The 13765-nt window shown below is 73.4% G+C and carries 16 protein-coding genes; 9 read left to right on the top strand and 7 right to left on the bottom strand.

The window, feature by feature from the left end; genetic code table 11:
• Nucleotides 1–2 precede the first annotated feature (2 nt).
• Both ACF073_RS01475 and ACF073_RS01470 read left to right on the top strand, forming a co-directional pair.
• Entirely contained in the window at nucleotides 3–1196 is a 1194-nt protein-coding gene (locus ACF073_RS01475) for a sensor histidine kinase (RefSeq protein WP_392066841.1), read from the top strand.
• Complete coding sequence (locus ACF073_RS01470) at nucleotides 1193–1807, top strand: response regulator (RefSeq protein WP_392065790.1); 615 nt, start codon at nucleotides 1193–1195, stop codon at nucleotides 1805–1807. The genes ACF073_RS01475 and ACF073_RS01470 overlap by 4 nt, the downstream gene beginning before the upstream one ends.
• Nucleotides 1808–1837: 30 nt before the next feature.
• On the opposite strand, the gene ACF073_RS01465 is transcribed toward ACF073_RS01470, so the two are convergent.
• Entirely contained in the window at nucleotides 1838–2704 is an 867-nt protein-coding gene (locus ACF073_RS01465; RefSeq protein ID WP_392065788.1) for a tetratricopeptide repeat protein, read from the bottom strand.
• A 28-nt stretch (nucleotides 2705–2732) separates the two neighbouring features.
• Nucleotides 2733–3875, bottom strand: coding sequence for a GNAT family N-acetyltransferase (locus ACF073_RS01460; RefSeq protein WP_392065786.1), 1143 nt, complete (start codon nucleotides 3873–3875; stop codon nucleotides 2733–2735).
• A 140-nt stretch (nucleotides 3876–4015) separates the two neighbouring features.
• Between ACF073_RS01460 and fdxA the strand changes: the two genes are divergently transcribed.
• The gene (fdxA, locus tag ACF073_RS01455; protein ID WP_392065784.1) at nucleotides 4016–4336 is read left to right on the top strand and encodes a ferredoxin; all 321 of its coding nucleotides are present in this window, start codon (nucleotides 4016–4018) and stop codon (nucleotides 4334–4336) included.
• Nucleotides 4337–4458: 122 nt separating this feature from the next.
• Entirely contained in the window at nucleotides 4459–5556 is a 1098-nt protein-coding gene (locus ACF073_RS01450; protein WP_392065782.1) for a bifunctional succinyldiaminopimelate transaminase/glutamate-prephenate aminotransferase, read from the top strand.
• Between the two features lie 81 nt (nucleotides 5557–5637).
• On the opposite strand, the gene ACF073_RS01445 is transcribed toward ACF073_RS01450, so the two are convergent.
• Nucleotides 5638–6060 (bottom strand): ATP-binding protein, encoded by a 423-nt coding sequence (locus ACF073_RS01445; protein WP_392065780.1) that lies wholly within the window; start codon nucleotides 6058–6060, stop codon nucleotides 5638–5640.
• A gap of 284 nt (nucleotides 6061–6344) precedes the next feature.
• Nucleotides 6345–7337 carry a heavy metal transporter gene (locus tag ACF073_RS01440; protein WP_392065778.1) on the bottom strand — a complete coding sequence of 331 codons (993 nt, stop codon included), beginning with the start codon at nucleotides 7335–7337 and terminating at the stop codon, nucleotides 6345–6347.
• Nucleotides 7338–7431: 94 nt separating this feature from the next.
• Here ACF073_RS01440 and dapE point away from each other — a divergent pair, with 94 nt between their 5' ends.
• Both dapE and ACF073_RS01430 read left to right on the top strand, forming a co-directional pair.
• Nucleotides 7432–8511 carry a succinyl-diaminopimelate desuccinylase gene (dapE, locus tag ACF073_RS01435; RefSeq protein WP_392065776.1) on the top strand — a complete coding sequence of 360 codons (1080 nt, stop codon included), beginning with the start codon at nucleotides 7432–7434 and terminating at the stop codon, nucleotides 8509–8511.
• Between the two features lie 105 nt (nucleotides 8512–8616).
• Nucleotides 8617–9375: a TIGR00730 family Rossman fold protein gene (locus ACF073_RS01430; protein ID WP_392065774.1), complete on the top strand. Its 759-nt coding sequence runs from the start codon at nucleotides 8617–8619 to the stop codon at nucleotides 9373–9375.
• Nucleotides 9376–9410: 35 nt separating this feature from the next.
• On the opposite strand, the gene folP is transcribed toward ACF073_RS01430, so the two are convergent.
• A complete protein-coding gene (gene folP, locus ACF073_RS01425; protein ID WP_392065772.1) occupies nucleotides 9411–10271 on the bottom strand; it encodes a dihydropteroate synthase in 861 nt (286 codons plus the stop codon).
• 137 nt (nucleotides 10272–10408) lie between these two features.
• Between folP and ACF073_RS01420 the strand changes: the two genes are divergently transcribed.
• Together ACF073_RS01420 and ACF073_RS01415 are read left to right on the top strand one after the other, a co-directional pair.
• Nucleotides 10409–10789: a DivIVA domain-containing protein gene (locus ACF073_RS01420; RefSeq protein ID WP_392065770.1), complete on the top strand. Its 381-nt coding sequence runs from the start codon at nucleotides 10409–10411 to the stop codon at nucleotides 10787–10789.
• Nucleotides 10786–11373, top strand: coding sequence for a DNA-3-methyladenine glycosylase I (locus tag ACF073_RS01415; RefSeq protein ID WP_392065768.1), 588 nt, complete (start codon nucleotides 10786–10788; stop codon nucleotides 11371–11373). The genes ACF073_RS01420 and ACF073_RS01415 overlap by 4 nt, the downstream gene beginning before the upstream one ends.
• 61 nt (nucleotides 11374–11434) lie before the next feature.
• Here ACF073_RS01415 and ACF073_RS01410 read toward each other — a convergent pair whose 3' ends face one another.
• The gene (locus ACF073_RS01410; protein ID WP_392065766.1) at nucleotides 11435–12238 is read right to left on the bottom strand and encodes an enoyl-CoA hydratase/isomerase family protein; all 804 of its coding nucleotides are present in this window, start codon (nucleotides 12236–12238) and stop codon (nucleotides 11435–11437) included.
• Between the two features lie 372 nt (nucleotides 12239–12610).
• On the opposite strand from ACF073_RS01410, the gene ACF073_RS01405 reads away from it, so the two are divergent.
• On the top strand, nucleotides 12611–12778 hold the full coding sequence (locus tag ACF073_RS01405; RefSeq protein WP_018544333.1) for a DUF3117 domain-containing protein: 168 nt from the start codon (nucleotides 12611–12613) through the stop codon (nucleotides 12776–12778).
• Between the two features lie 87 nt (nucleotides 12779–12865).
• On the opposite strand, the gene ACF073_RS01400 is transcribed toward ACF073_RS01405, so the two are convergent.
• Nucleotides 12866–13564 (bottom strand): O-methyltransferase, encoded by a 699-nt coding sequence (locus ACF073_RS01400; RefSeq protein WP_392066839.1) that lies wholly within the window; start codon nucleotides 13562–13564, stop codon nucleotides 12866–12868.
• Nucleotides 13565–13765 lie beyond the last annotated feature (201 nt).

Here is a 13765-nt window from a genome sequence, read left to right as displayed (position 1 = left end):
CGATGACGGAAGACCTGCGGTGCGACGAGGCCCGGACGCAACGGCTGATGCGCATGGGGGAGGCGCCCCGCTCACGCGGCGAGGCCGTGCGGAAGCTGATCTGGGTCCTGCCCTGGCTGTTCTTCCTCGCCTCCCCGGTGAGCGACCTGGTCGGCGGCCACCACACGACCGGCGCCACCGCGGCCGGCTGGGCGGGTCTGCTCACCTTCGCCGGGATCTACCTGACGGTGATCTTCCGGAACATGGGCCGGCCCCTCGCCGGCCCGCTCGTCGGCTCGCTGATCGCCGTGCAGGGCGTCCTGGCCATCGTCCTGTGCCTCACCCTCGGCGACGCCTGGGTCGGCCTGTTCGTGTACGTCTCGGTCACCTGCGGCGCGGTCTTCCCGCTCCGGCTGGCGTACGCGACGGTCGCGCTGACCACCCTCGCGATGATGCTCGTGGGTCTGCGCGTCGGGCAGGAGGCGACCTGGAGCCTGTTCCTCGTGGTGCTGCTCGTCGGCTACTCCATGACCGGCGTCCGCCAACTGGTCCGCACGACGATCGAGTTGCGCAAGGCGCGGGCCACCGTCGCCCAGCTCGCCGCCAACGAGGAGCGGCTCCGCCTCGCCCGCGACCTGCACGACCTGCTCGGCCACTCCCTCTCGCTGATCACGCTGAAGAGCGAGCTGGCCGGCCGGATGCTGCCCGGCCACCCCGACAAGGCGGCCCAGCAGGTCGCCGACATCGAACAGGTCAGCAGGCAGGCCCTGGTCGACGTGCGGGAGGCCGTCACCGGCTACCGGCGGCCCCGGCTCGCCGCCGAACTCGCCGGCGTCCAGGTCGCCCTGACCGCCGCCGGGGTCACGGCCGAGGTGCCCGCCGAACCCGACCTCGCCGGCGTCCCCGAGGAGTCCGAGTCCGCCCTCGCCTGGGCGCTGCGCGAGGCGGTCACCAACGTGGTCCGGCACAGCGGCGCCGACCGCTGCGTCGTCCAGCTGCTGCGCCGCCAGACCCTGGACGGCCCGGTGCTCGAACTCTCCGTCGAGGACGACGGATCCGGCGGTCCCGGCAGCGGCCCGGGCAACGGCCTGACCGGTCTGACCGAGCGTCTGGAGAAGGCCGGCGGCACCCTGGAGGCGGGCCGGGTCAAGCGCGGGTTCCGGCTGGTCGCCCGCGTGCCGGCGGCCCCGGCGGCCCACGTAGGATCCGGGGCATGACGAGCACGATCAAGGTCCTGCTGGCCGAGGACCAGTCGATGGTCCGCGAGGCGCTGGCCGCGCTGCTCGGCCTGGAGGACGACATCGAGGTCGTCGCCCAGGTCGCGCGCGGCGACGAGGTGCTCGCGGCCGTCGGCGCGCACGGCGTGGACGTCGCGCTGCTCGACATCGAGATGCCCGGATGCACCGGCATCGAGGCCGCCGCCCGGGTCCACCGGGAGTTCCCGCGGGTCAAACTGGTCGTCCTCACCACCTTCGGCCGGCCCGGCTATCTGCGCAGCGCCATGGAGGCGGGCGCCGACGCCTTCCTCGTCAAGGACGCCCCCGCCGCCCAGCTCGCCGAGGCGATCCGCAAGGTGCTGGCAGGGGAGCGGGTCATCGACCCCACCCTGGCCGCCGCCGCGCTCGCCGAGGGCGCCAACCCGCTCACCGAGCGCGAACGCGAGGTGCTGCGCGCGGCGGCCGACGGCTCCACCAACGCCGAACTGGCGAGGGCCCTGCACCTCTCCCAGGGCACGGTCCGCAACTACCTGTCCACGGCCATCCAGAAGCTGGCGGTACGGAACCGGGCCGAGGCGGTGCGGACGGCCCGGGAGAAGGGCTGGCTCTGAGACCGCGCCCCGCCCCCGGGCCGGGCCGGTTCAGTTGAGCTTCGACCGGGCCGTGCCCGCCTCCTGCCGTACCTTGCGCGCGGCCGGCTCGTCCACCACCTCGATGAGGTCGGCGTAGGTCTCGAGCTCCTCGGCACCGGCCACGAACTCCCCGCGCTGCACCAGCAGTTGCCCGCGCTCGTAGCGCAGCCGCGCCGGATGGGACGGGATCAGCAGCGCCAGGTCGACGGCCCGCAGCGCGATGTCGGAGCGCTCCGGCCGCGCGGTGGACCACGCCCGGATGTTGTTCAGGATGCGCTGCACGACCTCCAGGGGCGCCGCCGGCTCCAGCATCGAGGGGTGCAGCGACGCCCCCGTGGCGCCCGCCACCAGCAGCTCGGCATCGTTCCCGGTCAGCACCCGCCCGCTGTCGAACGGGTCGGCCAGCACCTGCTCGCCCGCGGTCCCGAAGCCGATCACGAAGTGCCCCGGCAGGGCCACCCCGTACACCGGGGCCCCCGCCCGGCGCGCGACCTCCAGCCACACCACCGACAGCAGGATCGGCAGGCCGCGCCGGCGCCGCAGCACCTCGTGCAGCAGGGAGGAGGCCAGCCGCTGGTAGTCGCCGGGGGTGCCGTGGAACGCGTAGCGGGCGCCGAGCAGCCGCTGTACGGCCTCCGCCCACGCCCGCGGCCCGCCGGGCCGGTACGGCAGCTCGCCCGCCAGCCGGTCCAGCTCCGCCTGCGCGGCGTCGATGCCCGCCTCGTCCAGCGAGCCGTCCGTCTCGGCGCCGATCAGCAGGCACAGCGCCGACAGGTCGGGCCGCTCGGACCTGGCCTCCTCGGCGAAACGCCGCCGCAGCTCGGCGGAGCGCTCCGGGCGGGGCGGGTACGGGGGCGGAAGATACGGGTGACGCATGCCAGGGTCATGCCCTTCCACGGCGGTTCTACGGCTGTCCGGGGCCGGCGTCTGCCTCCGGCTCCTCCGGCGCACGGTAATGGTGGTAGGCGTGGTGCGGCGCGAAGCCGAGCGCACGGTACAGCGCCCGGGCGCCCTCGTTGTCCGCCTCCACCTGGAGCCAGGCCGCCGAGGCGCCCTCCTCCAGCGCGCGCCGGGCCAGCGCGGCCGTCACCTCGGTGGCCAGCCCCTGCCGCCGCCGGCCGGGGTCCACCTCGACGGCGGCGAACCCGGCCCACCGCCCGTCCACGGCACAGCGCCCGATCGCCGCCGGCGGCGCACCGGCCCCGGTGCCGGGCACGGACGCGAACCACACCGACGGGCCTTCGCCGCTCCCGGCCCCGCCCGGGCCCGAGGGGCCCGAGCCGAGCACCCGCAGGGCCACCTCGCTCACGCCTTTGCGCTGGTACCGGGCGAGCCACGCCTCGTCCGCGGTCCGGGACAGGACCACACCCGCTCCCTCGGCCCGGTCCGCGACCGGCGCCAGGGCGCCGATCCACAGCTCGGCGGTCACCTCCCGCACCCAGCCGCGCCGCTCCAGCTCCGCGCACAGCAGCTCCTGCGTGCCCTCGGCGCCGGTCGCCGTCTGCACATACGCGGGCAGGCCGCGCTCCCCGTACCAGCGCCGTACGGCGGCCAGGGCCGCGTCGAGGGGGAGACCGGGATCACCGAGCGGCAGCACGCTGTTGGCCCGCCGGGTGAACCCCGCCCGCCGCCCGGCCGCCGCCCCTCCCGGACGCTCTTCGGACCCCTGGGCGCCCCCGTCGCGCGGCACCTCCTGGACCGCCGCCCGCAGCTCCCACTCGCCCAGGCGCTCGCTCTCCACCGGCCGCCACGCCCGAGCGGCGACCCGCGCGAGTTCCGGGTAGGTCGCGGCGGGCCCCCTGCGCCGGGCCGGAGCGGCCGGCACGACCTTTCCCGCGACCAGGGTGGATTGCGGGATTCGGACGCATTCACCGTCCCGTCGTGTGATCATGAGCACGCCACTGTCCCATGATGTGAGAACACCCACCGTGTCGGTGAACTTCTCGGCCCCGGCGCCCGGTTCGCCCAAGCGCCGTACAGACACTCGTTTTCCCACGTCAGATGGGGTGATTCGGACTTCGAGACGTCCTGCCGCCGAGATTTCCACTGGTCAGTTCACCCCTCCTGTTCGGATCATGCTCCGGAACGGAGATACTAGGTGCGGGCATCGACGACGCCGCGCTCCCGCGCGCCAGGCGGCGGAGCCTGAGGAGGCCCGCCAGCGCCCTATCGAGGAGGAACGACAGCGTGACCTACGTCATCGCGCAGCCTTGTGTAGACGTGAAGGACAAGGCGTGCATCGAGGAGTGCCCGGTCGACTGCATTTACGAGGGCCAGCGGTCCTTGTACATCCACCCGGACGAATGCGTCGACTGTGGTGCCTGTGAGCCGGTCTGCCCGGTCGAGGCGATCTTCTACGAGGACGACGTCCCGGAGGAGTGGAAGGACTACTACAAGGCGAACGTCGAGTTCTTCGACGAGCTGGGCTCGCCCGGCGGTGCCAGCAAGCTGGGGCTGATCGAGCGCGACCACGCCTTCGTCGCGGCGCTGCCCCCGCAGGGCGAGTGACCGTCTAGCCGCCAAGCGACGCGCAACCGCGCCGCCTCGGTCCCGTACGGCCCGATCACCCCGATCGCCGCCGTACGGGACCGAGGCGTTTGCCGCATCCGTACGAAAGTGAGCCACTGATCGTGTCCGCAGTCTCCGACCTCCTGCCCGCCTTCCCCTGGGACAAGCTGGAGCCGTACAAGAAGACGGCCGCGGCCCACCCGGACGGCATCGTCGACCTCTCCGTCGGCACCCCGGTCGACCCGGTCCCCGAGCTGGTCCAGAAGGCCCTGATCGACGCGGCCGACTCGCCGGGCTACCCGACCGTCTGGGGCACCCCCGCGCTGCGCGACGCGATCACCGGCTGGCTGGAGCGCCGCCTGGGCGCCCGCGGGGTCACCCACCGCCATGTCCTGCCGGTCGTCGGCTCCAAGGAGCTGGTGGCCTGGCTGCCGACCCAGCTCGGCCTCGGCCCCGGCGACAAGGTCGCCTACCCGCGCCTCGCCTACCCCACCTACGAGGTCGGCGCCCGCCTCGCCCGCGCCGAGTACGAGGTGTACGACGACCCGCGCGAGCTGGACCCCTCGAACCTGAAGCTCCTCTGGCTGAACACCCCGTCCAACCCGACGGGCAAGGTCCTGTCCCGGCAGGAGCTGACGGACATCGTCGCCTGGGCCCGCGCCCACGGCGTCCTCGTGGTCTCCGACGAGTGCTACCTGGAGCTGGGCTGGGAGGCCGAGCCGGTCTCGGTCCTGCACCCGGAGGTCAACGGCGGCTCCTACGACGGCGTCGTCGCCGTCCACTCGCTGTCCAAGCGCTCGAACCTGGCCGGCTACCGCGCCGCGTTCATCGCCGGCGACCCGGCCGTCCTCGGCCCGCTGCTCCAGATCCGCAAGCACGGCGGCCTGATGACGTCCGCGCCGACGCAGGCGGCGGTCGTGGCCGCGCTCGGCGACGACGCCCACGTCCACGAGCAGCGCGAGCGCTACGCGGCCCGCCGCGAGGCCCTGCGGGCGGCCCTGCTCGCCCACGGCTTCCGCATCGAGCACAGCGAGGCCAGCCTGTACCTGTGGGCCACCCGGGACGAGTCCTGCTGGGCCACCGTGGCCCACCTGGCCGAGCTGGGCATCCTGGTGGCCCCGGGAGACTTCTACGGCACCGCGGGCGGGGACTTCGTCCGGGTGGCGTTCACGGCGACGGACGAACGGGTCAGGGCCGCGGTGGCCCGCCTGACGGCGTAGCCGCCGCGCTGTCGGCCGCCGCACACGACGACGGGGCCCAGGTACCGGACCTGGACCCCGTCGGCGGTCAGACGGCCGTGCTCAGCCACCCAGCGGGAGCCCGCTGACCGGCAGGCCGGACGTCGGCAGCCCGCCCTTCGTCGCACCGGCGGCCGTGTCCCCGAGGACGTTCCCCGCGGTCGCGGCAGCGTCCCCCGCGGCCTGCTGGGCGGCGGGCGCCGCCTTCTTCACGATGCTGCCGCCGGTCTTGCCCGCGGTCGGCACCGCCTTCTCGACCGCCCTGCCACCCGCGTTGCCGGCGAGGTTGGTGACGGTCTGCGTGGTGCCGTCGACGGTGTTGGCGACGTGCGTCGCGTCCGGCGTGGTCAGACCGCTCAGGTTCGGGGAGGCCACCGGCAGACTCGTGGCCGCACCGGCGGAGCCGGCCGCACCGACCCCGGCAGCCGCTCCCGCCGCGACGAGCAGCGCGGTACGGGCGATCCGGCGGGTCAGAGGGAGGGACATGATGCTCCATTCGACGGGAGAGAACGGTGTGTGTCCAAGCTCGTCTGCGGCCCGGACGCCGTGACTACCGCTCGAAGCCCGCGAAGGTTGCGCACGCCGTCGGTAACGAATGGATAACGCGTCGCATTATCGTGTGTGGATAAAAACGGGCAAAGACCGTCCCGCTGTGCGCGCGCAGAATCCTTCCGTCCTTTGATTTCCAAGGGATTCCGAGGCGGTCCCCGCAGTCACCCGGACGGCCGGTCCGAGCGGCCGCGCGCCACCCGCCGGAGTGACCCCCCGTACTACTGTCCGGTCACGATCCGGACCGAGCCCGCGGACTTCTCGGCGCCGTTCGCCCCCGCCGAGGCGGCGCTGCGCCACTCGTCGCCGTCGCTCCCCGCGGTCCACTCCCGCCCCGCGTACGACACCCGCTGGATGTGCAGCTCCGAGGAGTTGGCCACCGCCCACTGCGCCAGCTGCCAGCCCCGCTCCCGCTCGTCGCGCCCGCCCGCGTCCCGCTTCGCGCCCTCGGGCACCGGAACGGTCACCGTCCGCCCGCGCGCGGTCGCGGTCACGCTCGGCGACGGAGTGGGCGACGGCACCGGCGTGCCGCCCACCGCCGCCCCGGTCTCCTGCAGCGCGTCCCGCCCGAAGTCCCGGACCAGCGCGGCCCGTACCGCGTCCGGACCGGTCGCCGAGGCCGTGCGCTCCGGGCGCCCGTCGCAGGTCAGCGCGGCCGCCGCCCGTCCGGTCAGGGCCGCGGCCAGCAGGGTGGCGTCCGGCTCGTGCTTGGCGTACGCCTCCGGGTAGCCGCTGCGCTGCACCCGCTGCGCGGCCACCGTCAGCGGCAGGTCGGTGTAGCCCGGCACCTTGGCCAGGTGCGCGTAGAAGATGCCCGCCGCGTACGCCGGGTCCATGATCTGCCGCTCGGTGCCCCAGCCCATCGAGGGCCGCTGCTGGAACAGGCCCAGCGAGTCGCGGTCGCCGTGCTCGATGTTCCGCAGCCCGGACTCCTGGAGGGAGGTCGCCAGCGCGATCGTCACGGCCCGCTCGGGCATCCCGCGCCCGGTGCCGACGGCGGCGATGGTGGCCGCGTTCACCGCCTGCTCGGGCGTGAACTCGTACGACGTCCCGTCGCCGGCGGCCGAGACCACCGTGCAGCCGCGTGCGCCACCGCCTCCGGTGACGTACTGCACCACGAGGTAGGCGGCGACGCCGCACAGGACCAACAGGGCGGCGGCGGAACGGAAGAGGCGACCGCGGCGCTTGGGACGTGTGGGGGACGGCTCTGGCACGCGTACAAGGTACTGGAGCCCTGCCCGGCCCCGGCGGGGGGTCCGCACCGCCGCGCGCCCCGGCCGCGGCGAACGGCGCGCTAGGGTCGAAGCCATGGCCGACACCTCGCTTGACCTCACGCTGGACGCCGCAGCGCTCACCGCGCGGCTCGTGGACTTCCCGTCCGAGAGCGGCACCGAGAAGCCGCTGGCGGACGCGATCGAGGCCGCCCTGCGCGCCCTGCCGCACCTGACCGTGGACCGCTACGGCAACAACGTGATCGCCCGGACGGACCTGGGCCGCGCCGAGCGCGTGATCCTCGCCGGCCACATCGACACCGTCCCGATCGCGGACAACGTGCCCTCGCGGCTGGACGAGGACGGCGTGCTGTGGGGCTGCGGCACCTGCGACATGAAGTCGGGCGTGGCGGTGCAGTTGCGCATCGCGGCCACGGTCCCCGCGCCCAACCGCGACCTGACCTTCGTCTTCTACGACAACGAGGAGGTCGCCGCCGACCTCAACGGCCTCGGGCATGTCGCCGCGGCCCACCCGGAGTGGCTGGCCGGCGACTTCGCCGTGCTGCTCGAACCCTCCGACGGCGAGGTCGAGGGCGGCTGCCAGGGCACGCTGCGGATGCTGCTGCGGACCACGGGCGAGCGGGCCCACTCGGCGCGCGCCTGGATGGGCTCCAACGCCATCCACGCGGCGGCCCCGATCCTGGCCCGCCTGGCCTCCTACGAGCCGCGCCGGCCGGTCATCGACGGACTGGAGTACCACGAGGGCCTCAACGCGGTGGCGATCACCGGCGGAGTCGCCGGGAACGTCATCCCGGACGAGTGCGTGGTGGCGGTCAACTTCCGCTACGCCCCGGACCGCACCGAGCAGGAGGCGATCGCGCACGTCCACGAGGTGTTCGCGGACTGCGGCGTGGCGGAGTTCGTGGTGGACGACCACAGCGGCGGTGCGCTGCCCGGCCTCTCCCACCCGGCCGCCGTCGCCTTCATCGAGGCGGTGGGCGGCTCCCCGCGGCCCAAGTTCGGCTGGACGGACGTGTCCCGCTTCTCCGCGCTCGGCGTCCCGGCGGTCAACTACGGCCCCGGCAACCCGATCCTGGCCCACAAGCGCGACGAGCACGTGGAGACCGCCAAGATCCTCGCGGGCGAGGAGCGGCTGCGGAACTGGCTCACCGCGTAGCGGACACCCCGCGCCGCACGCGCGGCGGACATGCGCACGTCCCCCCTCCGTAACCCGGTTGGATCTAGGCTGAGGTCGAACTACCGGCAAGCGGAGGGAGCGCACATGGCTACCGGAAACCCCGAGGGGAAGAAGCAGCCGCCGGACGAGCAGCGGCTCGGACCGGTCCTCCGACGGCGGTCCCAGGTCACCTCCAGTACGACCGATCAGCGGCTGCTGGACGCGGGCGGCCCCTCCGACTGGGTCCACACCGACCCCTGGCGGGTGCTGCGGATCCAGTCGGAATTCATCGAGGGCTTCGGCACCCTCGCCGAACTCCCGCCCGCCATCAGCGTGTTCGGCTCGGCGCGCACTCCGGAGGGCTCACCGGAGTACGAGGCGGGGGTGCGGCTCGGCCGCGGTCTCGTGGAAGCCGGCTGGGCGGTCATCACGGGCGGCGGTCCGGGCGCCATGGAGGCCGCCAACCGGGGCGCGTGCGAGGCGGGCGGCACCTCGGTCGGCCTCGGCATCGAACTGCCCTTCGAGCAGGGGCTGAACCCGTACGTCGACATCGGACTGAACTTCCGGTACTTCTTCGTACGGAAAATGATGTTCGTCAAATACGCCCAGGGCTTCGTGGTGCTGCCCGGCGGCCTCGGCACCCTGGACGAACTCTTCGAGGCCCTGACCCTGGTCCAGACCCAGAAGGTCACCCGCTTCCCGATCGTCCTGTTCGGCAGCGCGTACTGGGGCGGCCTGCTGGACTGGCTGCGCAACACCATGGTCGCCCAGGGCAAGGCGTCCGAGAAGGACCTGCTCCTGTTCCATCTGACGGACGACGTGGAGGAAGCGGTGGCCCTGGTGTCGAAGGAGGCCGGCCGCTAGGCCCCGCCGCGCGACCCCCGGGCCCGCCCCGGGGGTCAGGCCAGACCGCGCCGGGCCACCGCAGGGGGGCGGTGCCCGGCGATCGACGCCACCATCTCCAGCACCTGCCGGGTCTCGGCGACCTCGTGCACCCGGTACACCTGCGCCCCGAGCCAGGCGGACACGGCGGTCGTCGCCAGCGTGCCGATCAGCCGTTCCTTCACCGGGCGGTCCAGGGTCTCGCCGACGAAGTCCTTGTTGGACAGCGACACCAGCACCGGCCACCCGGTGGCCGCCATCTCGCCCAGCCGCCGCGTCGCCTCCAGGCTGTGCCGCGTGTTCTTGCCGAAGTCGTGCCCGGGATCGATCAGCACGGACTCCCGCGGCACCCCCAGCGCCACCGCCCGCTCGGCCAGCCCCACGGTCACCTTCAGGATGTCGTCCATGACGTCGTCGTAGGTCACCCGATGGGGGCGCGTGCGCGGCTGCGCGCCGCCCGCGTGCGTGCACACCAGCCCCGTCCCGTAGCGCGCGGCGACCTCCGCGAGCCCCGGGTCGACCCCGCCCCACGCGTCGTTCAGCAGATCCGCGCCCGCCTCGCACACGGCCTCGCCGACCTCGGCCCGCCAGGTGTCCACGCTGATGACCACGTCGGGGAACCGGCGCCGTACCTCCGCGACGAACCCGACCGTGCGGTGCGCCTCCTCCTCGGCCGTGACCTCGTCGCCCGGCCCGGCCTTGACCCCGCCGATGTCGATGATCGCGGCGCCCTCGGCCACCGCACGCTCCACCCGTGCCAGGGCCGGCTCGTCGCGGAAGGTGGCGCCGCGGTCGTAGAAGGAGTCGGGCGTCCGGTTCACGATCGCCATGATCACCGGCTCGTGCGGTCCGAATTCCCGCCTGCCCAGCCTGAGCATCCGCTGTGACCTCTCCTAGTACGTCCCGCAGTACGGCCGCCTGTGACCCTAACTGTCAGACTCGCATGGCACGATCGGACCCTGACACATTGAACTTCCGGCACAGCCTCCGGTACGAGCGTGGGGACCTTACGGCGATGGTGATGTTCTTGTTCCTGGTCGTCGCGCTGGCCGTCGTGGTCGCCGCGGTGACGCTGGCCGTGGTGGGCGGCGGGGAGAGCGCCCCGCTGCCCGAGGCGGCGCCCGAGCGGCTCCAGGACCCGCTGCCCGCGGACCGCCCGGTGGACCACGCGGACGTGGAGAGCCTGCGCTTCCCGCTCGCGCCGCGCGGCTACCGCATGGCCGACGTCGACGACGCGCTCGGCCGGCTCGGTGCCGAACTGGCCGAGCGGGACGCCCGTATCGCCGGTCTGGAGTCCGCGCTGGCCGGTGCCAGAGCCGCCGCCGCGCCGCACGGCGCCCCGCAGGGCCCGCACGTACCGCTGGACAAGCCCGAGGGCCCGGAGGACCGGCGATGACCGCCTCGGCCGCCGCCGCCGGGCCGGACGGCGTCCTGCGCTGCCCCTGGGCCCTGTCCGCCGCCGACTACCTGCCGTACCACGACGAGGAGTGGGGCCGCCCGGTCCACGGCGACGACGCCCTCTTCGAGCGACTCAGCCTGGAGGCCTTCCAGTCGGGCCTGTCCTGGATCACGATCCTGCGCCGCCGCCCTGGCTTCCGCGCGGCCTTCGCCGGCTTCCGCATCGAGAAGGTCGCCGCCTTCGGCGGCGCCGACCGCGAGCGCCTGCTGGCCGACCCGGGCATCATCCGCAACCGGGCCAAGATCGACGCCACGCTCGCCAACGCGCGCGTCCTCGCCGACTGGGCCGCCGGCGACCTGGACGAGCTGATCTGGTCCCACGCCCCCGACCCGGCGGGCCGGCCCGTGCCGAAGACCCTGGCCGACGTCCCCGCGGTCACCCCGGAGTCCACGGCCCTGTCGAAGACGCTGAAGAAGCGCGGCCTCAGGTTCGTCGGCCCGACGACGGCGTACGCGCTGATGCAGGCGTGCGGACTGGTCGACGACCACCTGGAGACGTGCGCGGCGAGAAGCGCCCGGTAGGGGGCAGCGGGCCCGCTCCGGAGCCGGCGGGCGGCCCGGCAGCGGGCCCGCTGCTCCCGGCTCAGCGGCCCAGGTACTTCGGCTTCTCCTTGTTCACGAAGGCCGCCACGGCGATCGCGTGGTCCTCGGACTGCCCGGCCCGTGCCTGCAGCTCGTCCTCCTTCTCCAGCGTCTCGCCGAGCGAGTGCGACAGCCCGTAGGCCACCGCCTCCTTGAGTGCCGCGTACGCCACCGTCGGCCCCTCGGCCAGCGCCCGCGCCACCTTCCGGGCCTCGGCGCCCAGTTCGGCGGCGGGGACGAGCCGGTTGGCGATGCCCAGCTCCAGCGCCTCCTGGGCGCTGATGCTGCGCGGGAAGAGCAGCAGGTCGGTGGCGCGGCTCGGGCCGATCACCCGGGGCAGCGTCCAGGAGACTCCGGAGTCGGCGGTCAGGGCCACGCCGGCGAACGACGTGTTGAAGGCGGCGGTGTCGGCCACCAGCCGGTAGTCCGCGGCCAGCGCGAAGCCGAACCCGGCACCGGCCGCGACGCCGTTCACCGCCGCGACCACCGGCTTCGGTGCCCCGGCGAGGGCCCGCACGATCGGGTTGTAGTGCTCCTTGACCGTGCTCATCGTCTGCCCGGTCCCGGCCTCGCGGTCCGCCGAGAGCAGGCCGATGTGCTCCTTGAGATCCTGGCCCACGCAGAACGCCCGGTCCCCGGCGGCGGTCAGCAGGATCGCCCGTACGGCCGTGTCCCCGGCCGCGGATTCCGCGGCCTCCCGGAGGGCGACCTTGGTCGCGACGTTCAGCGCGTTCATCGCCTCCGGGCGGTTCAGCGTGATCGTCGCGAGCCCGTCGCTCACCTCGTACAGCACGGTGTCCGCCATGGCGTGTCCCCTCGGTGTCGCGGCTGGTGACGTACCGCTCGGTACGTCCGTGTCTGAGGACAGCATGGCGGAGATCGCCGCCCGGGGACCGGACCGGACGTGTGACCTGCGTCTAAGAAATCGGTGGCCGATCCGGGCGGCGGATCTTCGTGCGGCGGCGAAGTATCGCAGCCACATCGCCGAATTGGGTGGTTTTGCTCGCGCGCGTTGCCCAAGCGATGCCGACTGATGTTGGTCATCGGGTCCTGCGATGCGGGATAATGGCCGGGAAGCAATGTGTTCGATGCCGGTGTCGCGTGTCCGTTCGGGGCTGCGCGTGCCCTTCCGGGGCCGTCGGCAGACGATGAGCTGGTTTCAGGAAGGGGAACGAGCATGGCGGCCATGAAGCCGCGGACGGGTGATGGCCCGCTCGAGGTGACCAAGGAGGGGCGGGGCATCGTCATGCGCGTTCCGCTCGAAGGCGGCGGTCGACTCGTCGTCGAGCTGACCCCTGACGAGGCCGAGGCGCTTGGCGACGCCCTCAAGAAGGTCGTCGTCTGACGTCCCAGCGATCCTGTCCTTGCAGCTGCCCCGGCATCGTACGCAGTGCCGGGGCAGACGCGTTCCCGGGGGCCGCCGGGCTCCCGGTCACCGCTTGACGGCGCAGAGCAGCCCGTCGCCGACCGGCAGCAGCGACGGGACGAGCTCCTGGCTCTCCCGCACGGTGCGCAGCAGCTCGCGCAGCCGCAGCACCTCGGTGGGCTGCGGCCCCGAGTCGACCGTACGGCCGTTGGCGAAGACGCCCTCGAAGACCACCAGACCCCCCGGTCGCAGCAGGCGCAACGATTCAGCGAGATAGTCCAGGTACTCCAGCCGGTCCCCGTCGCAGAAGACGAGGTCGTAGCCGGCGTCGGCGAGCCGCGGGAGCACGTCCAGGGCAGGGCCCGGGATGAACCGGGCCCGGTTGCTGGCGAAGCCGCAGACGCGGAAGGCCTGCCGGGCGGACTGCTGGTGCTCCGGCTCCGGGTCCACCGTGGTCAGCACCCCGTCCGGCCGCATCCCGTGCAGCAGATGGATTCCGGACACCCCGCAGCCCGTGCCGATCTCCGCGACCGCCTTCGCGTCCACGGAGGCGGCGAGCAGTCGCAGCGCGGCGCCCGTGCTGGGCGCCACCGAGCGCAGCCCTGCCTCGCGGGCCCGGTCGCGGGCCCAGTGCAGCGCTTCGTCCTCGGCGACAAAGGCGTCGGCGAACGCCCAGCTCGTCTGCCGGTTGCCGGTAATGACCCTCTCCTGTCCCCGTGGTTGCCTCGGCGTGACTGTATCCGTTGGCGGTGGGAACCCGCAGATGGGACCGCGCGTTTATAGGGATGAGACGGTGACCCGGGACGCGACGGGGGGCGAGAGGTGGATCAGGACACCGAGCAAGTGCTGACGCAGCCGGATCAGCGCGTATCAAATTCTCGTAAAACCGCTTATCCGGAGCTAACGGGCGAGGTGGCTATGGTAGGGGCTCCACTGGACACCACCAGAGCCGACAGGGGAGGTGCG

Source organism: Streptomyces sp. NPDC015171, assembly GCF_043079545.1.
In the GTDB taxonomy this organism is placed as follows: domain Bacteria; phylum Actinomycetota; class Actinomycetes; order Streptomycetales; family Streptomycetaceae; genus Streptomyces.
This window is presented reverse-complemented; position numbering and strand designations above follow the sequence as displayed.